We start from the raw sequence: 18653 nt of genomic DNA on the forward strand, positions 1-18653 counted from the left end.
ATGCCGGCGTTCGAGGCGGGTCGGTCGCTCAGGCTTGGCGAACATGTCATGCTTGGCGGCACGCCTGCCGCACATCACATTGCAGATGTCCTCCGCGCTCGTCACGGCGAACGAATCGTCCTGTTTCATGCAGGAGAACTATATGACGCGGTTGTTGAAGATGCCTCCAGATCCGGCCTCGCCGTCTCCGTGGAGGGCATCCGCCAGTCGCCCTTCTCCCAATACCCGGTCATCCTGTTGCAGGCAATCATCCGGCCTGCACTGCTCGACGACGTTGTCCACGTTTGTGCTCCGCTGGGAGTGCATCGTTTCGTCCTGTTTGCCGCTGAGCGCAGCCAGCCATGGAATGTCGCCGGGCGGCTCGAGCGCCTGAACCAGGTGGCCCTGTCGTCAGCCGAGCAGGCCGAGATGGGCGACGTCCCAACCGTCGAACTGGCAACGGGGCTCCACGGCGCTTTGTCATGTGCCGGCCCCGTGGACAGTCTGGTCATGATGTCTCCTCGCGCAGCCTCGACCATGACGGGATGTGTGCGTGATGGGGCGCTTGCTCTGGATGGTTCCGTTGCGGTCGCAGTTGGCCCTGAGGGTGGGTTCTCGGAGTCAGAGGAAGCCTTGCTCATCGAACGAGGCGCTTTGGCCGTCCGCCTCAGCACGGGCATTCTCAGGAGCGAGCTGGCCGGGTTTGCCGCCATGCTCATGATGCGCGAGTTGCAGGCGACACCGTGAAGGTGTACATTTACACGCTTGGCTGCAAGGTCAACGAGGTCGACTCCGAGCTCTATGCGCAGGAAATGCGATTGCTGGGCGCCGAGACGACCACGACGATGACGGAAGCCGATGCCGTCGTCGTGAACTCGTGCAGCGTCACAAACCGAGCCCAGGCTCAGAGCTTGCAGTTTGCGCGTCGTTCCCTTCGTGAACGGCCGGGTGTGCCCGTGTATCTCACGGGATGCGGAGCAACACTGCTGAACCTGACGCGTACAGAAGCTCCTGCCGGCGTCGCCGTCGTTGCCATGCGCGATCGAGCGAAAGTGGCGAGGCTGGTCGTCCGCTCAGGTGAGGCAGTGCAGGTTCCTGCGCGATGGGTCGATGGGTGCATCCGGAGAGCAGGCCCTCGCAACCGCGTGGATGTGCGCATTCAGGAGGGCTGCGACAACATGTGCACCTATTGTGCGGTCCCGTTTGTGCGTGGCTCGCGCCTGGAATCCAAGTCCGCCCTCGTAGCAGTGGACGAAGTCATGGGGTTGGCGACGGCGGGCGTCAAGGAAGTCGTGCTGACCGGCACAGAGATAGGCAAGTACGGGAAGACGCCACTTGCATTGGAAGAACATGCTCGTGAGGAAGCGCCGGACGGGCTGCCCGTTCTGCTGGACAGCATGCTGGGGGCGCTTGAGACTGCAGGGCTTCCGACTCGTGTACGCATCAGCTCGTTGAACCCGGACGCGATCACGGCAGCACTGGTCAGCCAGTTTGCGAATCATGCCGCGCTCTGTCCACAGCTGCATCTTCCCCTGCAGAGCGGCAGTGACGCAGTGCTGCAGCGCATGCGTCGACCGTACGCATCGAAGGACCTGCTGGGCAGTGTGCAACGCCTGCGGGCGGTCGACCCGTCGTTTACGCTCACGACGGACGTCATCGTCGGATTTCCTGGCGAGACCGAGCAGGACCTGCAGGCTACCCTGGACATGGTCCGGCTAGCGGCGTTTGCCAAGGTCCATGTCTTCCCTTATTCACCTCGTCCATTCACCCCTGCGGCGCGCGAGGAGCACCAGGTCCCGGCCGGAGTCGCGAAGGAGCGGCTGCACCGCGTGCTTGAGGCTGCGGAGCAGACGGGGATGGCCTTTGCCCGCCGGTTCATCGGTCGAGACGTGACGATCGTTTCGGAGAAGTCTGTTCCCGGGGAGGTCGAAGGGTACTCGGAGCACTACCTCTGGACGGAGGGACATGTGTGTGGGAACAAGATGCTCGAACGCGACAGCTTTGTCGTCGTCCATGTCGAGGGCTGTCACTTCGACGGCGACCGGGTCGTCCTTTCCGGGAGTGTAGCCACATGATGAGCGCGAACGAACAGAACTGTGTCTTCTGCCGTGTCGGCCGGCACGAAGCACCGGCCGAATACGTCTATGAGGATGAGACGGTCTTCGTCATCAAGGACCGGTTCCCGAAGGCGCCGGTACACCTGCTCGTGATCCCCCGCAAGCACATCGCTCGCATCGATGCTCTCTGCATAGAAGACAATGGGTTGATCGTTCACCTCTTCGAGGTTGTCCGGCTGATCGCGGTCAAGTATCACCTTGAAGCAGGGTACCGCGTCATCATCAACTCGGGCACCGAAGGTGGACAGACCGTGTCACACCTGCACATTCACATCATCGCGGGCAAGTGTCTGGGGTTCAGGGAGGACGCTGCTCTCTAGAACGGTGCGAACCGGTTCTCCGCCCAGATGCGCTCTTTGAGGAGATCATATGCCTTCTCGAGAAGATGAAGGTGGAGCTTCTCCCATTCTTCCAGCTGTCTGTAGAGTGAAACCTCATCGGGCTGGGTGGCTTTTTCGGCCGCCGCATGATAGAATTCCCATGAATTGCGCTCAAGCAGCATGCTCGTATGGATCGCGGAGGCCTCGTGCTGTGAGAGATCTGTTGCGCTGCGCACGGCGTCGGCCAGGACCCCATCGTGCGTCGTTTCTTTCAGTGCTGCGAGTTCAGTGATGTCCAGCATGCCGCCCGCCAGCACGTGGTCCAGTTCCTTGCTGATGTACTTCCGGTGTTTCTCCTCCTGCTCGGTCAGATAAACGAAAACATCGCGCACATCTCCTTTGGGCAGGGTATAGGTTACGCCGCGGTAGAACAGCCATCCTTCGATTTCCAGCTGCAGTGCATCCTTGAGAAGAGCAACCATTCCTTCTTCGCTCATTTGCCACCTCCAGTGGTCGTGTCGAGTCTGTCGAGCAGGAGCCCGAGCAGAACACGTGCACCGTTCTTGTCCAGCGGCTTGTTGTTGTTGCCACACTTGGGCGAGTACACGCAGCTTGGACAGCCATCCTTGCAGGGGCACTCGGTCACCCGGTCCAGTGCAAGGCTTACGACATCGCGGAAGCGGCCGTATGCCGATTCGGTGAGGCCGACGCCTCCGATATGTCCATCATACACAAAGATGCTGGGTTTCAACGTATCCCGGTGGAGTATCGTCGAGATGCCACCCAAGTCACGCTGGTCGCACAGCACGACGATCGGCATCAGGGCGATGAGCAGGTGCTCGGCTGCGTGCAGGCTCCCTGCGATGTCATAGCCGCCTTCCCCCAGCGTATGGAGCATGGCATCAGACACGGTGATCCACAGCGCCATCGTATCATAGCTGATCTCGGGCGTGTCGATGTATTCTCGCCCAACCTCCGTCTCGATGTGAAAGCTCTTCTTGATGAAGCCGACCGTCTGCTCGGACACCACGACCTTGCCGAACGACAGGCCGACATCGCCGTAGTCACGATGGTCCCGTTCGTTCTGGACGACGACGTCGCTGCGGATAATTGCATCGGTGTAGTAGTTCTGCGTCGTGGGGATGGCATGGACGACCTGCTGTTCGTGATCATTGTCCGTGACGAGATACGAGTCTCCCTGATGGAGGAACACGGCACCGGGGTAGAATTCCTCGATGACCTTGTACGCGTCGGCTTCCTCGATAACCTGCCCGTCGCCCTGGTTGAGAATGTGGTAGCGTTTGTCCGAGAGGGTCCGCAGGCTCACGAACCGATGTGGATAGGTCTCCATCGACACGATGAGTGGGCCACGTGGGCGCAGCTTCCCGTCTGTCACCAACTGTTCGACGAGCGGCGTGCACTCTGGGCCGAAGTATTCGACATCGACTGCTCGCAGCGGGAGTTCATATGCCGCGCAGCGGAGGTGAGCGCTCAGGATGTACTCGTTGTCAGGGTTGATCGTCGGCGTGCCGAAGTGGCCTGACGTGAGGAAGCCTGGCGTCTGAACAACGTATTGGTCGAGTGGGTTTGATGACGCGACAAACACGGACAGCGAATGGTCCCGTTCGCGCCCCGCCCGCCCCATCTGCTGAAAGAGGCTGGTCACGGAACCAGGGTAGCCCGCCGTGATCGACACGTCGAGGTGTCCGATGTCGATGCCGAGCTCGAGGGCATTGGTCGCGATGACGCCGGTCAGCTCACCGGACGAAAGGCGGTGTTCGATGCCCCTGCGAACGGCGGGGAGGTAGCCCGCGCGGTAGGTTGCGACGCGATCCCTAAGGCGCTGGCCCTTGCCAGCTCCGGCATCCCGGACGTACTTGTACAACAACTCCGCTTCCTGACGCGATTTCGTGAACATGATCGTTCGCACATCTTCCTGAACGGCGCGCTGAAAAAGCCACAGCGCTTCCTTCATGACGCTCTTGCGAATGTTGTTCTGCTTGTCGACGATCCTCGGGTTGAACAGCAGGAGGGTCCGCTTGCCCTCAGGGGCTCCCGAGGGATCGGCTTGGCTCACAATCTCACCTGTCAGCTGGGAAGCGAACTTGCCGGGTTCGTCGATCGTAGCGGACGTGACAATGAACACGGGGTGGGCGCCGTAAAAGTTGGCCAGCCGCCGAAGACGCCGCAGGAGCAGAGCCATGTGCGATCCCAGGACGCCATGGTAGTAGTGACCTTCGTCGACGACGACAAACGCCAGTCCGCGCATGAACCGTGACCAGCTCTCGTGATACGGCAGAATGCTGTAATGGAGGCTGTCGGGGTTGGACAGGATGAGGCGCCCGAACTTGCGCAGCTGGCGCCTCGCGTCGGGGTCGGTATCGCCATCATAGACGGCGGTGTTGATGCGGTCCATGCATCGTTCCATTTCCCTGAGTTTGGCCAGCTGGTCTTCGATCAGCGCCTTCGTGGGGTAGAGGAACAGAGCCGTTGCGCCGGGATGCTTGAGGAGATGATTCAGGACCGGCAACTGGAAGGCGAGGCTCTTTCCGCTTGCCGTGGGGCTGACCACTGTTACATTGTAGCCGCCCTCGGCGCTGTCGAAGCAGGCCCGCTGGAAGGCATACAGCTCGCGGATCCCCTTGTCCGCAAGGTCGGCTGACAAGTCGGGATCCACGGCTGGTGGCAGAGGAGCGAACGTCGCTTCCCGCGCTTCGAAGTCCAGTCGGCCGACGATCTGTCCATCATAGTCCTGCGAGGTCGTCAGCTCCCGCAACAGGAACTGTAGTTCATGCTCTGTCATGAAACCAGTGTACCCGTAACGGGCACAACAAAAAGGCGTGCGCAGGGAGCGCACGCCTTTCAAAGGCTTCTATCGGGGGAAAAAGCTCAAGCGTTGTCGGCGCTGATCTTCTTGAGCTCTTCCTGTTTGGCAGCTACCTGGGCTTCAAACTCGCCGACTGCCGCCTGAACTGTGGCGAATGCGGCGGTGATGTCATCGATGGTCTTTCCCTGCTCAAGCATGGCGTACACATTGACGCCGAATTCCTGCTTGGCGTCCTTGATCTTGCCCTGAAGACCTGAGATGGCCATCTTCAGCTTGGTGCTTGCCGCCAAATCCTTCGCTCCGTCGGCGGCCTTGCCCGCAGCGTTCTTGAGCTTGTCCATCCAACCGTCTGCCATGATTCCTCCTTGTACAGTGTCACATGCCTGTAGCGCATGTTCCCGAAAACAGCTTGCAGCGTCCGAGTAGCACCACAATGGGACCAGAGATGTCGGATAACCGACAGTGCCGCGCCAGAAATGCCCGCGCGCGGCAGCGGCTACATCTGTGTTCTGAGCTGGTTGGCCGCCTTGCGAATCTCGATGCGCAGACGCCCGAGATTCACTTCCGCGTTCGTGAGAACCACGAGAAACGCATCGGGCAGGTCGATCATGAAGGCCTTGCCGTTGTCGCTCTCGAGCGTAATCATGCCGATCGTCCCTATAGCCATGATGCCAGATGTCGTCGAAGCGCTCTGAAAAACACTTGCCGCCATGCCGGCGACAGACTCCTCATCCTGGTTCAGAGTGCTGGCAATGACAAGGCCGTCCTTGCTCACGACGGCGCTTCCGGTCACACCCATTTCCTTGTTCAGGTTCCGCAAGACCTCTTCCATGGTGCCTCCTCATGCCCCTCTCGTGCTCTTTCAGCAGGCGCGTCTCCTTGCAGCGAACAACGGGCTTCCTTGTCTCTGTATTCCATTGTAGAGACGATGAAATGCAAGTCAATTGGAGAGAAGCGGCGTATTCGGACATCTAGACACCGCATTGCCTCCACGTGGATGTGCAACACCTATGCGTCCTCCCTGTCGTCACAGCGCCTCGCTTGTCAGCTGTGGCATTTTCTGGTACAATTGGCATGCAAGATTCCACACGCCTGGGATTCTGGAGTGTTCCGCATCGCGGTTCTCCGGGAGTTGAACGGGCGGAGGCAAAAAACTAACAGGAGGCACTATTGTGGCAGTCGTAACAATGAAGTCCCTGCTTGAGGCAGGCGTGCATTTTGGTCACCAGGTCCGCAGATGGGACCCGCGCATGAAACATTTCATCTTCACACAGCGCAACGGCATTCACATCTTTGACCTCAAACAGACCGTCTCCAAGCTCGACGAGGCGTACGCGTTCCTTTCGAAGGTTTCGCGCGAAGGTGGCAACGTCATCTTCATCGGTACCAAGAAGGCTGCGCAAGATATCGTTCGTGAAGAAGCGACTCGTGCAGGCGCCTGGTATGTCAACGAGCGCTGGGTCGGCGGCCTCATGACCAACTACATCACTGTCCGCAAGAGCATTGACCGCCTGAAGCAGATCGACCGTGAAGAAGCCGATGGCGTTGTCGAGACAATGGGAATCAAGGAACGCACGAGGACCATGAAGTCCAAGGCTCGCCTGAGCAAGCTGTTCGGTGGCCTTCGTACCATGGAAGGCCTTCCCCGCGCCATCTATGTCATCGACACCCACAAGGAGCATAGCGCCATTCAGGAAGCACATGTGCTTGGCATTCCGGTGGTCGCCATCGTCGACACCAACTGCAACCCTGACGAGATCGACTACCAGATTCCGGCAAACGACGATGCAATCAGGTCTCTCCGTCTCATCACTGCGCTCATGGCCAGCGCCCTCATCGAAGGACGCGAGGGCGTGCAGCAGTCCGAGGCAAACGAGGAGCACGCGAGCATGGCCGACTTCGCCCACGAATCTGAGAAGGCGAAGGAGATAGCGACAGAGGTCGAGGACAGCACGGACGACGAGAATGAGGTGAGATAATGGCAACGATTGACATGGAGACTGTCAAGACCCTGCGCGAACGAACCGGCGCCGGTGTCCTTGACTGCAAGAAGGCACTCGTAGCTTGCGATGGAAATATCGACAAAGCTATCGACGTGTTGCGGGAGAAGGGACTGGCCAAGGCTGTTTCCAAGTCGTCACGCGAGGCTGGAGACGGCATGATCTTCACCTATATCCATGCCGGTGGCAAGCTGGGTGTCCTGGTCGAGTTGAACTGTGAGACCGATTTCGTCGCCAAGACTGAGGAGTTCCAGGGTCTGGGCAAGGAGATTGCGATACAGATCGCGGCCACGGATCCTTCCTTCATCCGTCTGGAGGACGTTCCGGCGGAGGTCGTCGAGCATGAGAAGGGTCTCTACCGCGCCCAGCTCGAGGCTGAGAAGAAGCCGGAGCCGGTCTGGGAGAAGATCATCGAGGGCAAGCTGGGGGCGTACTACAAGGAGAACTGTCTGATGCAGCAGCTGTATATCCGTGATGAGAGCAAGACGATCGGAGAGCTCATCAAGACGATGATTGCCAAGACCGGCGAGAACATCGTGGTCGCGCGGTTTGCGCGCTTCAAGATCGGCGGCAAGCCCACAGTCTGCTAGTCTTCGACATACACTCACACCCATGGCGGCGTTGTACAAGAGAGTAGTGCTGAAACTCAGCGGCGAGGCTCTGAAGGGCAGCGCCGCTTCTGGCATCGATTTCTCGGTACTGCAGTTCATCTCGCGAGAAGTGCAGCAGCTTCTTGGACTTGGCGTGCAGGTCGGTGTCGTCATCGGTGGCGGAAACATCTGGCGAGGAGCCAATGCCGAGGGCACGGGTCTGGACCGTGCCACGGCCGACTACATGGGGATGTTGGCGACCATTATGAACGGACTGGCGCTGCAATCGGCGTTCCAGCAGGTGGGACTTGAGGCGAGGGCTATGTCGGCATTGCGCCTGGATCAGGTCTGTGAGCCATACATCCGCCAGCGGGCTCTCGAACACCTCCGAAGGAATCGTGTCGTCATTTTCGTAGGAGGGACCGGTCTCCCGTATTTCACGACGGACACCGTGGCTGCTCTTCGGGCTGTTGAAGTCGGAGCAGATATCTTCCTGAAGGGCACAAACGTGGATGCAGTCTACTCCGGCGATCCACGTACGGACAAGACGGCCGCGCCCTACCATCAGCTGGGGTACGACCAGTTTCTGGCTGACCATCTGAAGGCGATGGACGCAACAGCCGTCTCTCTTTGCCGCGAGAATCATCTCCCAATTCTGCTGTTCAACATGAACAAGCCCGGGAACATCGTCCGGGCGGTGATGCAAGGCGACATTGGAACTCTGATCAAGGAGGCTTAGGTGGACAAGTATTTCACGCCAATCGATGCCAAGATGCAGGCTGCTCATCAGGCCCTTCTCAAGGACTACTCCGAGATTCGCGCCGGTCGAATCACGCCGGCCTACGTCGATGGTGTCGTCGTTGAGGCCTACGGACAGCGTAACCCTCTGAAGGATGTCGCTACGATTTCGGCTCCACAGGCGAAGGTCCTTGTCATAGAACCATGGGACAAGAGCTTGTTGAAGGAAGTTGAGCGCGCCATCCTGAAGGCCAACATCGGCGTCACACCCACCAATGACGGCCAGCGTGTGCGGCTCGTCTTCCCGGATCTGACTCTTGAAGAGCGGAAGAAGATGGTAGCTCGTATCTCTCAGCTCACAGAGAAGTTCCGCGAAGAAATCCGCTCCGTTCGCCGTGATGTCCGCGATGATATCAAGGCACAGGAGAAGGCCAAGGAACTGTCCGAGGACGAGCAGCATCGGCTTGAGGAAGAGCTCGACAAGCTCACAGAAAAACATGTCACAGAGATCAACAAAGCCTTCGAAGCCAAGGAGAAGGAGATCCTGTCTCTGTAGAGACGCCTGACGTCGTGACCACAACCAGTCAGCTTCATGTCGCCATTGTGTTGGACGGCAATGGCAGGTGGGCGGTGGAGCGTGGACTCCCTCGAATTGCCGGCCACAGGCAGGGCGCCCAGGTCGTACATGACATCGTGGCGGCCGCGCCCGGGTTGGGCGTGACCGCCTTGACCATTTTTGCCTTCTCGACGGAAAACTGGAAGCGACCGGCGGATGAAGTGAGCTACATCCTACACCTGTTTGTCACCATGGTGACGAAGTGGTTGCCGGAGCTGGTTTCTCAGCACGTGCGTGTGCGGATCATCGGAGACCGTGCAGCGTTGCCCGCCGACGTCCGTGATTCCGTCGAGACAATCGAGAAGCGTACCGCCTCCTGCGACGGCCTTCATCTCAACGTTGCTCTCAACTATGGAGGACGGGCGGAGATCCTGCATGCGGCAACAGCATTTGCTGCCGAATGTGCGGCAGGAACGGCGGCGCCCGAAGACCTCACCGAAGAGAGGTTCGACTCGTATCTATGGCTGAGGGGTGAGGCTCCCCCCGATATCGTTGTCCGTACCGGGGCAGAGTCGCGGGTATCCAACTTTCTACTGTGGGAGATGGCCTATGCCGAGCTGTTCTTTCTCGACGTGCTCTGGCCGGATTTCACGCCGGCGACGCTCGACATGATTGTGCACAAGTTCAAGTCCAGGAACCGGAGGTTTGGTGGCTCATGACAGGCAGCAAGGGTCTTGTACTTTTTGGTTCGACCGGTTCCATTGGAACTCAGATGCTGGATGTGGTACGGGTTCTGCCCGAGCGATACCACATCGTCGGTCTCACAGCGCACAGCAACGACGAGCTGCTCGCTGAACAGGCCGTGGCCTTTCAGCCGCGCTTCGTCGCAATGTCGGACGATGCCGCTCGTGAACGGCTGACGATCAGGCTGGAGCGTCATGACCTGCGCATCCCGGTGGTCAGCGATGAGGACCTGCCCTCGATGCTCGGCAGGGTCGCTTTCGACATGCCTGTCGTCGCAGCAGCCTCGACTGACCTGGCGCAGGTCGTCTACGACCTGCTGCGATCGGGATTGCCCATGGCCATCGCCAGCAAGGAACTGCTTATCACGCTGGGAGACCTGCTGGAGCCATTCAGGGCACAGCTGCGTCCTATCGACAGTGAGTTGTCGGCGGTCTGGCAGTGCCTTGCGGGCGAGGACCCCGAGACTGTCGAGCGTGTTGTGCTGACTGCATCGGGTGGTCCGTTTCGAACGACAACGGCGGCAGAGCTGGATGGCGTGACAGCAGCACAGGCGCTGGAGCATCCCTCATGGCGGATGGGCCCCAAGGTGACCATCGATTCGGCGACGCTGTTCAACAAAGCACTCGAGCTGGCTGAAACACACGTGCTGTTCGGTGTCGACCGCGGGCGGATCACTGCAGTGCAACACCCTCAATCCGTCGTCCACGGGCTGGTCGAGTTCCGGGATGGCACCACACGTGCCGTTGCGTACCGTCCTGACATGCGTGTCGCGATTGCGTATGCATTGTCGGTTCCCGATCGCCCCCTGCACGAACAGGTGACGCGGTTGCATCTGGAAGAACTGGGACAACTCACATTCGAGCCCATCGACACAAAGTTTGAAGCCTTTGCCATCGGCCGTGAGGCTGAGATGCGCTCGCCACGGTCCATGCTCGCACTTCTTGGTGCGGACGAGGTTGCGGTTTCACGCTTCCTCGTTGCACAGGGTACATTTGGGGATATAGTGGCAGCCCTGCGATACGTGCTCAGCGAGACTGGGGACGAGGTCCTGGGTCCGACTGTTCGAGCGCACATCGAAGCCGTTGCCTACGGGCGTCAACTGGCTGAGCAGTGGTATGCGAAGAGATACGGCATGCAGCCGGGCAACCAGAAAGGAGTCTGATCTGTGCAGATACTTGTGACGATCCTCGCGTTTGTGTTCAGCTTTACGTTGGCGACCCTGTTCCACGAGGGAGGCCATATGCTTGCTGCCCGGGCATCTCATATCCAGACGGAAGAGTTTGGACTGGGGTTCGGTCGTACCATCTGGTCCCGCACGCGTGGTGGAACGGTCTACAAGATCAACGCGTTGCCGATCCTCGCATACGTGAAGATCAAGGGCATGGAGTCCAACTACGACGCTCCCGACGGTTTCTACACGAAGGGATGGTGGTCCCGCCTCTTCACGATGGTCGGGGGCATGCTTGGCAACCTGGTCCTGGCGTTCCTCATTTTCACCATCGTGTTCTCGACGCTTGGAGACCCGCGCGCATCCACCAAGGTGGGCACGGTGACGCCATCTTCTCTCGCAGAAACGGCAGGCCTCAAGGCAGGTGACAACATTCTCGCCATCGACGGCGTGCTCATGAGTGATTTTGACCAGATCTCGGCTGCCGTCCGAGCCAGCGAGAATCGGCAGATAGACATCCGTGTCGATCGGGGTGGATCGCAGGTCGATATCCTCGTGACGCCCGCCCTGGATGCGAAACTCGGCTACGTCGCGATTGGCTATGGACCCGGGTTCGTTCGCTACAACCCGTTCAAGGCTGTCTGGCGCGCACTGACGTTCACGGGAGAATACATTGTTACCTTCATCAAGGCGCTTCCACTGCTGTTTACGAAGAGAGGTGTCCAGTCTCTGACCGGCCCTATCGGGATAGCCCGCATGACGGGTGAAGCTGCCATGGGCGGATTCATGTGGCTGCTGTGGGTGACCGGCATCATCTCGGTGGCCATCGGGCTGACCCAGCTTCTGCCCATTCCTGCGTTGGACGGCGGCTGGGTCCTGTTCCTGCTGGCCGAAGCCGTCACGCGCCGCCGGATCTCCCCGGAACGCCAGGGGACCATCCAAAGCATCGGCCTGTTCGTGCTTCTCGGCATCATGGTCCTGATCTCCATCAAGGACGTGGCGGGAATCTTCATACGGTAGCGATGGAACGTCGCGCGTCGCGTGTCGTCAAGGCAGGGTCCGTGATCATGGGTGGCGACCATCCCGTCGTCGTGCAGACGATGACCAAGACGGATACCCATGACGTCGCGTCGACCGTCCGTCAGATCCATGAGCTGGAACTTCGTGGGTGCGAACTCGTTCGCCTCGCAGTGAAGGATATGGAAGCGGCCCGGGCCCTGCGGGCCATCAAGAGAGAGGTGTCCATACCGCTGGTTGCCGATATCCACTTCGACCCACGCCTTGCGCTGGCGTCCATCGAAGCCGGTGTCGACAAGATCCGCCTGAACCCTTCCAACATCAAGGACTGGGCGATGGTGCGTGAGGTCGCCAGGACCGCGAAGTCGGCGTCTGTCCCGATCCGTGTCGGCGCAAATCTTGGGTCGATGGACCTTGAGCTCACGCGTTCAGAGAGAGCCCATGCCCTCGCTGAAGAAGCGCTGCGAGAAGCGCGACTTCTAGAGGAAGCGGACTTCCATGACATCGTGGTGTCTGTGAAGAGCAGCGATGTCCGCGAGATGGTGGAAGCCGTGCGCATTGTTGCAGGCTGCAGCGACTACCCTCTTCATCTTGGGGTCACGGAGGCAGGACCGCTGAGACAGTCGCTTGTCAAGAGCAGCGCCGGGATCGGTTCCTTGCTCCTCGACGGCATCGGCGATACGATTCGGTACTCCATCAGCGGCGACCCGGGTCTGGAGGTCGACGCGGCATGGATGCTACTTGCGGGACTGGACTTGCGAAGACGTGGCGCACAGATTGTGTCGTGCCCGACATGCGGCCGTTGTGAAGTCCCCGACATCCTGTCCCTTGTGGCTCAGCTCGAGGAACGGCTGAGTGAGATCGTAAAGCCGGTGACCGTTGCACTTATGGGTTGTGTCGTCAACGGTGTCGGCGAGGGAAAGGCGGCCGATGTCGGCATTGCCTGCGGCCATGATCAGGGCGTCCTGTTTGTGCGCGGCGAATCCGTTCGCAATGTCGCGCCTTCTGATTTCATCGATACACTCATCGCCGAAGCCAACAAGCTGTAATTCGTTCCACACTCCTTCCCTGTACGCCTCTGGGTACGTGCCCCATTTTCATCAACCGTGAATTTTGGTCTTGTTGATTTCTTTGGTTTTTTGTGGATACTCATCATTACGATTCATGTCGAGAAAGGAGTGACTGAATGGACAAGACCACGATGTCGAATTCGACAGGCAAGCTGACGTCGCGACAACAGGAGTTCCTGCAGTCGCTGACAACTCTGTACAAGGCTTGCAAACAGGCAGTCTCCTACAGGGACGTCGCCAGCGAGATGAAGGTGAGCAAATGGACGGCATATGACGTTCTGCGCGGTCTCTACCAGCGGGGATTTCTGCGGATGGAGCACGAGATCAGGTCCGGCAAAGGCCGGTCGCAGATCCTCTATTCTCCGGCGGAGAGCACGCTTCGCGTGAGCGAAGATACGGGAGACGCCGCAGAGCACAGGACGCTGAAGTGGCTCACGGGCAAGATTGACGAGTATGCCGGATACGGTGTTGTGGAGTCCATCAGGATAGTGGCTCGGCATGTACGCCGCGAGAAGAACCCATTTCAGGTGGTGCTGTATACATCGCTGATGGTGGTTCTCTTCGCCCGCGCCTTCCGTGTAGACATCGATCGGTTGGTAAACACACGCGCGTTTGTTGCTGCGGGACTCTCGGCAGATATGGTTCTGAGGTTGCTCAGCGAAGTCATGTTCTCACTGATGCGCAACGAGGAATGGCTCATGACCAACCTTGCCTCGCTACAGCAGTCGATCCAGGAGTTTACCGAGTGGGAGGAGTCATTTGTGGTCGGCCTTGCACAACTGAGCGCTGGAGAGAAACGTCTCATGGTCTCGGTTATCGGGCGGGCATTTGCATGATAGCGTCTGATAGAATGCTGCAGCAATCACTGGAGGTGATGGTTTCATGAGTTTCAACGTGAAAGAGAGCATCGAACGAACGGTCATCGAAAAGGCAATTGATGGTATTGTGAAGGACCTCAAGAAGGACCCTGAGCACAATCTTGGCAAGGCAATTGACTGGGCTCGGTCCCTCTCGGAGAAGTTCTCGTTTCTACCCGTGTTCAAGACGCAGATCGAGGGCATCAAGGGCATGTTGGACAACGACCGACCCGGCAAGCAGCTTATCATCAATGCTCTGAGAGACACCGACGAGAGCGTCCTCAAGACGTTCATCAAGAGTTTTGTCGTCGAGGCAAGCTGGTTGGGCATTACCAAGCAGCGCAGGATCTCGCAGCAGGAAGGGTTCAACGTGCCCTACTTCATGTTGATCGACCCGACAGAGCGCTGCAACTACCAGTGCAAGGGCTGCTGGGCGGGATCCTACGAACAGCTCAAGGAAATGCCATTCGAGACGTTTGACCGCGTGCTGACCGAGGCGTCCGATCTGGGGATTCACTTTGTCGTTGTCTCCGGTGGCGAGCCGATAATCTATCCACGGCTCACAGAGATGTTTGCGAAGCACAAGGACGTGGCGTTCATGTTCTACACCAATGGTTCGCTGGTTACTGAGAAGTTTGTTCAGGAACTCAAGAGCGCCGGGAATGCCATCCCGTGTTTCAGCGTGGAAGGCTTCAAGGAGAAGACCGATGACCGTCGTGGCGAGGGGGCCTGGGACCGTGTCATGCTGGCCATGGATCGCTGCCAGAAGGCTGGTGTTCCATTTGGGTATTCAGTCACCGAGACGCACCAGAACATCGACGAGGTCACCGGAGACGCCTTTGTTGACCACATGATTGACAAGGGCGCCAAGATCGCGTGGTACTTCCAGTACATCCCGATCGGACGCACGCCCGATCTTTCCATGATGCTCACGCCAGAGCAGCGTCTCTTGTCGTACAACCGTATCCATGCGATTCGATCGGGCAAGCCACTTTTTGCGGCCGACTTCTGGAACGACGGACCATTCACGGGAGGCTGTATCGCAGGTGCCCGTCGGTACTTCCATGTTACGGCGGATGGCAACATCGAACCGTGTGCCTTCATCCATCTCACTCAGGGTAATGTCAACGACATACCGCTCAAGGAAGCGCTGCAACTGCCCTTCCTGCAAGAGATGCAGAAGCTGCAGCCGTATTCGGACAACACAATGGCACCCTGTCTGCTCATGGACCATCCGGATTACTTCAGGAAGATTGCCGCCCTTCCGGGAGTCCGCGGGACCGACGGAACCGTCGAGAACATGAGCGGTGAGGTTGGGAAGCACCTTGACAAGGTTTCCAAGGAGTGGGAGGCGCTTTCGAGGCCGGTGTTCGAGCGTGATTTCCCGGCCGAAGCCGCCAAGTCCGCGAAGCTCAAGACGGACAAAGTGGCGAACATCGCGTCCCACGATGGTGACCTGCGAGCCTTCTACCGGGACCCCACCGTTGAAAAATAGCCCCTCCTTCAGCTGTTTCGACTGGTCGATGAATAAACAAGATGACTGAATTGGGCGATGTGGCGAATTTGGACAAAAGACGGCCGGAAAGGAGCCAAACATGAGCATCCATATTGTAACGGATTCAACCAGCTATTTGCCAGGAGGTTACGCAGAACAGCATGGGGTCGATGTCGTTCCCCTCCGGGTTACGGTCGATGGAGTGCTGTACAGGGAATTCGTGGATATTGCCTCCGATGAGTTCTATGCAAGACAGAAATCCGGCGCGAAGGTTGTAACATCGCAGCCGGGACCGGAGGATTTTGTCGGGCTCTACCAGAGGTTGCTGCAGGGCCCGGAGGACGAGGTTCTCGATATTCACATCTCCAGCCTCATGAGTGGAACCCTGAACAGTGCCCATGCGGCAGCCGCGATAACAGAGTCACAGCGGGTGACGCTGTATGACAGCAGAACGACTGGCCTGGGCCTTGGATTCATGGTCATGGAAGCCGTTCATCTGGCTGAAACGGGAGCAGCCGTACCAGACATCGTGGCAGCGTTGGATGCGATGCAGGCTCGCATACATATCTACTTTCTCGTGGGCACGCTGGAATACCTGGTGGCGGGAGCTCGTATCGGTAAAGCGGCCGGTGTGGCGGGTAGCATCCTGCAGATCAAGCCAATCCTGACGATCAAGGACGGCACGATTGATGTGTATGACAGGCCGCGCACCATGCGTGTCGCGAAAGAGCGCATCTGGGCGCTTATCGACGGCGCGGTTGGGCACGGAGTCGAGCATGTAGGATTTCACTATGCGGGCAACCGTGTCGAGGTCGAAGCTCTTCAACAAGAGTTTGAACGCCGGACAGGTATTCCGTCTATCCTCAGCCAGTTGGGCCCTGTCGTCGGAGGCAATACGGGACCCGAGACGCTGGGCGTCGTCATCGTCGACAAAGCAGGGTAGTTCGACATTACGAACGACGAGTTCTACCGCCGCCTGGCGGCAGGCGCCAAGGCGGGCACCAGACCCTCCTGTGGCGGACGGTGACCTTTTACCTCCCCCCACTCGTTGGCGCTGCAATGTTCACGTCGTTGCTTCACCAGGGGCCTGTCGGCAGGAGCTGCTGTGAGGGGCTGCCTCGACCCGCAATAGAGACAACCCCTCAGCAAGAGCAGCGCTGAGGGGTCGCGGTAGTCCTGGGATGAAGAGCCGGCTAGAGAGCCAACGCCTTTTGCAGGCGTTCGCGAATAGAGGATGGCTCCAGCATCAGGAACAGCTTGACGATCTCCGGGCCGTCCTTGGCGCCAAACAGCGCAACACGGATGGGACTGTAGAGCTTCTTGGCCGGGAGTGGAATCTGGTTGCGAAGGTCTTCCACCCAAAAACTCATTGCGTCATCGCCCTGGCCGAATGGGATGGCGTCGAAGTGTTCCACGAGGTACTGCAGGACCTGTTGTGCCTCAGGCGAGCCGATGACTTCCTGTGACTTCTCGTCCGTGATGACGACGTCTGGCTGGACGATGTTCCGAGCGAGCCGGAAGAGGTCCGGGAGGACCTGCGCATTGCCCTTGGTGAGATCGATGGCGGCCAGCGTCTTGTCTTCAGGAAGTCCTCCGAATGCTGCAGCATACTGTTCGGCGAAGTCTTCCTTCAGGATCGTCAGAATGGCTGCCGCATCTTTCCTGGCGAGATACATGTGGTTCATCCATGTCAGTTTCTTCTTGTCGAAGACAGCGCCGGACTTGCCGACACCCCCAAGAGAGAACTCCTTGATCAGCTCGTCCACGGTGAAGAACTCACGGTCGTCCTTGGGCGACCACCCCAGGAGCACGAGGTAGTTGATGAGTGCCTCGGGCAGGTATCCTTCAAGGCGGTACTCGCCGACGGACACGGCGCCGTGTCGCTTCGAGAGCTTGCTGTGATCCGGAGCAAGGATGAGCGAGACGTGGGCAAACTGTGGGACGTCGAAGCCTAGTGCCCGATAGATGAAGACCTGGCGCGGCGTATTGGACAAGTGCTCTTCTGCCCGGATGACGTGCGTGATATGCATCAGCGCGTCGTCGATGACGGTCGCGAAGTTATAGATGGGAATGCCATTTTGACGGGCAATGACAAAGTCATCGAACTCCTCTGTCTTGAACTGGACGTCACCTCGAATGAGGTCGTGGACGACGACGTCTTCCTGTGGAATGCGCAGGCGGATTGCGTACGGCTTGCCTTCCGCAATGTTCTTCTTGACCTGTTCAGCGCTCAGGTGTGCGCAGGCGCCGCCGTATCGATAGATGCGATGTTCGGCTTCCGCTTTGCGGCGTTCGGCCTCGAGCTCGTCCTTCGTGCAGAAACAGCGGTACGCCTTGTCCTCATCGAGCAGCTGCTGGATGTACGTATCGTAGAGGGGTTTGCGCTCAGTCTCGCGGTAGGGACCGAGGTTGCCGCCCTTCAGGAACCCTTCGTCCCAATCCAGGCCCAGCCAGCGAATGTCGTCGAGCATCGAGTCGATGTTCTCTTCGGTCGACCGTTCGAGATCGGTGTCGTCGAGGCGCATGATAAAGGTTCCGCCCTCGTGTCTGGCATACAGGTAGTTGAAAATCGCTGTCCGGGCATTGCCGACGTGAATGTGTCCGGTGGGACTCGGTGCGTAGCGTACTCTGACCATAGTTGCCTCCACAACAGATTCTCATATATTCTATGGTTATGGACCCAAAATGCAATGATGAAGCTGTTACCCGGGTGCTTGCGTCGTGCATCGTCATATGGGTCTCCGCGCGCCAATCCGTCGTTCCCCCCGAGTATGTTAGTCCAATACGAGGGGTGCTTCGCCCGAGCCCTTTTGTCCCTCGCATCCTTTTGTCCAAGATGCGAGGTGTTCTTCAAGGCCCCCGAGCACTTTTTTCCCATGCGAGGGGCGCTCCTGAGGGGTGCTTCCCACGAGCATGTTGGTGCAATGGGAGTGGCGCTCTGCCGCGAAGGCGGGAACCCATTCCCTTCCTTGCAGCACTTGAGACACTACCTTCCGCGCTGACACTCTGCACCCTTTTGCGCTATACTGCCTTGGATTGATTGACACAGCAAAAAGGAGTCGGCATGGCTGAAGCATCACCAATTGGGTTCGTCCTGGGCACTAAGCCCGCATCGTCGCCGGAGTTCTACGTCTTCGTCGTCCTCGACGAGCTCAACAAGTACGCCCCGCGCGAA

The 18653-nt window shown here is 58.7% G+C and carries 19 protein-coding genes; 14 read left to right on the forward strand and 5 right to left on the reverse strand.

All coding sequences use genetic code 11. From position 1 onward, the window contains the following. The 3 genes from C0398_04105 to C0398_04115 are packed head-to-tail and all read left to right on the forward strand — an operon-like array spanning position 1 to position 2416. Positions 1-726 (forward strand): hypothetical protein, encoded by a 726-nt coding sequence (locus C0398_04105; protein MBA4365175.1) that lies wholly within the window; start codon positions 1-3, stop codon positions 724-726. After that, positions 723-2054: a hypothetical protein gene (locus tag C0398_04110; protein ID MBA4365176.1), complete on the forward strand. Its 1332-nt coding sequence runs from the start codon at positions 723-725 to the stop codon at positions 2052-2054. Before C0398_04105 ends, C0398_04110 begins: the two co-directional genes overlap by 4 nt. Further along, entirely contained in the window at positions 2051-2416 is a 366-nt protein-coding gene (locus C0398_04115) for a histidine triad nucleotide-binding protein (protein MBA4365177.1), read from the forward strand. Before C0398_04110 ends, C0398_04115 begins: the two co-directional genes overlap by 4 nt. Here C0398_04115 and C0398_04120 read toward each other — a convergent pair. The 4 genes from C0398_04120 to C0398_04135 all read right to left on the reverse strand — a co-directional run bounded on the left by C0398_04120 (position 2413) and on the right by C0398_04135 (position 6075). Beyond that, positions 2413-2913, reverse strand: a complete 501-nt coding sequence (locus C0398_04120; protein MBA4365178.1) for a hypothetical protein — start codon at positions 2911-2913, stop codon at positions 2413-2415. The two genes, C0398_04115 and C0398_04120, sit on opposite strands and share 4 nt — an antisense overlap. Beyond that, on the reverse strand, positions 2910-5219 hold the full coding sequence (locus C0398_04125; protein ID MBA4365179.1) for a DEAD/DEAH box helicase: 2310 nt from the start codon (positions 5217-5219) through the stop codon (positions 2910-2912). Before C0398_04125 ends, C0398_04120 begins: the two co-directional genes overlap by 4 nt. An 86-nt stretch (positions 5220-5305) precedes the next feature. Further along, positions 5306-5599, reverse strand: coding sequence for a hypothetical protein (locus tag C0398_04130; GenBank protein ID MBA4365180.1), 294 nt, complete (start codon positions 5597-5599; stop codon positions 5306-5308). 140 nt (positions 5600-5739) lie between these two features. Then, positions 5740-6075: a hypothetical protein gene (locus tag C0398_04135; GenBank protein MBA4365181.1), complete on the reverse strand. Its 336-nt coding sequence runs from the start codon at positions 6073-6075 to the stop codon at positions 5740-5742. Between the two features lie 340 nt (positions 6076-6415). Here C0398_04135 and rpsB point away from each other — a divergent pair, with 340 nt between their 5' ends. The 11 genes from rpsB to C0398_04190 all read left to right on the forward strand — a co-directional run bounded on the left by rpsB (position 6416) and on the right by C0398_04190 (position 16421). Beyond that, on the forward strand, positions 6416-7222 hold the full coding sequence (gene rpsB / locus C0398_04140; protein MBA4365182.1) for a 30S ribosomal protein S2: 807 nt from the start codon (positions 6416-6418) through the stop codon (positions 7220-7222). Beyond that, on the forward strand, positions 7222-7833 hold the full coding sequence (gene tsf / locus C0398_04145; protein ID MBA4365183.1) for a translation elongation factor Ts: 612 nt from the start codon (positions 7222-7224) through the stop codon (positions 7831-7833). The genes rpsB and tsf overlap by 1 nt, the downstream gene beginning before the upstream one ends. 22 nt (positions 7834-7855) lie before the next feature. Then, positions 7856-8572, forward strand: coding sequence for a UMP kinase (locus tag C0398_04150; GenBank protein ID MBA4365184.1), 717 nt, complete (start codon positions 7856-7858; stop codon positions 8570-8572). A 33-nt stretch (positions 8573-8605) separates the two neighbouring features. Continuing rightward, entirely contained in the window at positions 8606-9127 is a 522-nt protein-coding gene (locus C0398_04155; GenBank protein MBA4365185.1) for a ribosome recycling factor, read from the forward strand. Between the two features lie 14 nt (positions 9128-9141). Then, positions 9142-9846, forward strand: coding sequence for a di-trans,poly-cis-decaprenylcistransferase (uppS, locus tag C0398_04160; protein ID MBA4365186.1), 705 nt, complete (start codon positions 9142-9144; stop codon positions 9844-9846). Further along, on the forward strand, positions 9843-11033 hold the full coding sequence (locus C0398_04165; protein MBA4365187.1) for a 1-deoxy-D-xylulose-5-phosphate reductoisomerase: 1191 nt from the start codon (positions 9843-9845) through the stop codon (positions 11031-11033). The genes uppS and C0398_04165 overlap by 4 nt, the downstream gene beginning before the upstream one ends. A gap of 3 nt (positions 11034-11036) precedes the next feature. After that, the gene (locus C0398_04170; GenBank protein MBA4365188.1) at positions 11037-12059 is read left to right on the forward strand and encodes a hypothetical protein; all 1023 of its coding nucleotides are present in this window, start codon (positions 11037-11039) and stop codon (positions 12057-12059) included. Between the two features lie 2 nt (positions 12060-12061). Continuing rightward, the gene (locus C0398_04175; GenBank protein MBA4365189.1) at positions 12062-13105 is read left to right on the forward strand and encodes a 4-hydroxy-3-methylbut-2-en-1-yl diphosphate synthase; all 1044 of its coding nucleotides are present in this window, start codon (positions 12062-12064) and stop codon (positions 13103-13105) included. Positions 13106-13242: 137 nt separating this feature from the next. Further along, a complete protein-coding gene (locus C0398_04180; protein MBA4365190.1) occupies positions 13243-13962 on the forward strand; it encodes a hypothetical protein in 720 nt (239 codons plus the stop codon). A 46-nt stretch (positions 13963-14008) separates the two neighbouring features. Continuing rightward, on the forward strand, positions 14009-15478 hold the full coding sequence (locus C0398_04185) for a radical SAM protein (protein ID MBA4365191.1): 1470 nt from the start codon (positions 14009-14011) through the stop codon (positions 15476-15478). A 100-nt stretch (positions 15479-15578) separates the two neighbouring features. Further along, positions 15579-16421: a fatty acid-binding protein DegV gene (locus C0398_04190; GenBank protein ID MBA4365192.1), complete on the forward strand. Its 843-nt coding sequence runs from the start codon at positions 15579-15581 to the stop codon at positions 16419-16421. A gap of 250 nt (positions 16422-16671) precedes the next feature. On the opposite strand, the gene C0398_04195 is transcribed toward C0398_04190, so the two are convergent. Continuing rightward, positions 16672-18114 (reverse strand): glutamate--tRNA ligase, encoded by a 1443-nt coding sequence (locus C0398_04195; protein MBA4365193.1) that lies wholly within the window; start codon positions 18112-18114, stop codon positions 16672-16674. Positions 18115-18653: the final 539 nt, after the last annotated feature.

Origin of the sequence: Coprothermobacter sp. (genome assembly GCA_013824685.1) — a bacterium.
Taxonomy (GTDB): Bacteria; Caldisericota; Caldisericia; order Cryosericales; family Cryosericaceae; genus Cryosericum.

Bases quoted from the DNA above. Each gene is read 5' to 3' on its own strand.
- C0398_04190 (MBA4365192.1), top strand. From the start codon at position 15,579: ATGAGCATCCATATTGTAACGGATTCAACCAGCTATTTGCCAGGAGGT.
- C0398_04120 (MBA4365178.1), bottom strand. From the start codon at position 2,913: ATGAGCGAAGAAGGAATGGTTGCTCTTCTCAAGGATGCACTGCAGCTG.
- C0398_04180 (MBA4365190.1), top strand. From the start codon at position 13,243: ATGGACAAGACCACGATGTCGAATTCGACAGGCAAGCTGACGTCGCGA.
- C0398_04105 (MBA4365175.1), top strand. From the start codon at position 1: ATGCCGGCGTTCGAGGCGGGTCGGTCGCTCAGGCTTGGCGAACATGTC.
- C0398_04185 (MBA4365191.1), top strand. From the start codon at position 14,009: ATGAGTTTCAACGTGAAAGAGAGCATCGAACGAACGGTCATCGAAAAG.
- C0398_04175 (MBA4365189.1), top strand. From the start codon at position 12,062: ATGGAACGTCGCGCGTCGCGTGTCGTCAAGGCAGGGTCCGTGATCATG.
- C0398_04150 (MBA4365184.1), top strand. From the start codon at position 7,856: ATGGCGGCGTTGTACAAGAGAGTAGTGCTGAAACTCAGCGGCGAGGCT.
- tsf (MBA4365183.1), top strand. From the start codon at position 7,222: ATGGCAACGATTGACATGGAGACTGTCAAGACCCTGCGCGAACGAACC.
- C0398_04195 (MBA4365193.1), bottom strand. From the start codon at position 18,114: ATGGTCAGAGTACGCTACGCACCGAGTCCCACCGGACACATTCACGTC.
- C0398_04115 (MBA4365177.1), top strand. From the start codon at position 2,051: ATGATGAGCGCGAACGAACAGAACTGTGTCTTCTGCCGTGTCGGCCGG.
- C0398_04130 (MBA4365180.1), bottom strand. From the start codon at position 5,599: ATGGCAGACGGTTGGATGGACAAGCTCAAGAACGCTGCGGGCAAGGCC.
- C0398_04165 (MBA4365187.1), top strand. From the start codon at position 9,843: ATGACAGGCAGCAAGGGTCTTGTACTTTTTGGTTCGACCGGTTCCATT.
- C0398_04135 (MBA4365181.1), bottom strand. From the start codon at position 6,075: ATGGAAGAGGTCTTGCGGAACCTGAACAAGGAAATGGGTGTGACCGGA.
- C0398_04125 (MBA4365179.1), bottom strand. From the start codon at position 5,219: ATGACAGAGCATGAACTACAGTTCCTGTTGCGGGAGCTGACGACCTCG.
- C0398_04155 (MBA4365185.1), top strand. From the start codon at position 8,606: ATGCAGGCTGCTCATCAGGCCCTTCTCAAGGACTACTCCGAGATTCGC.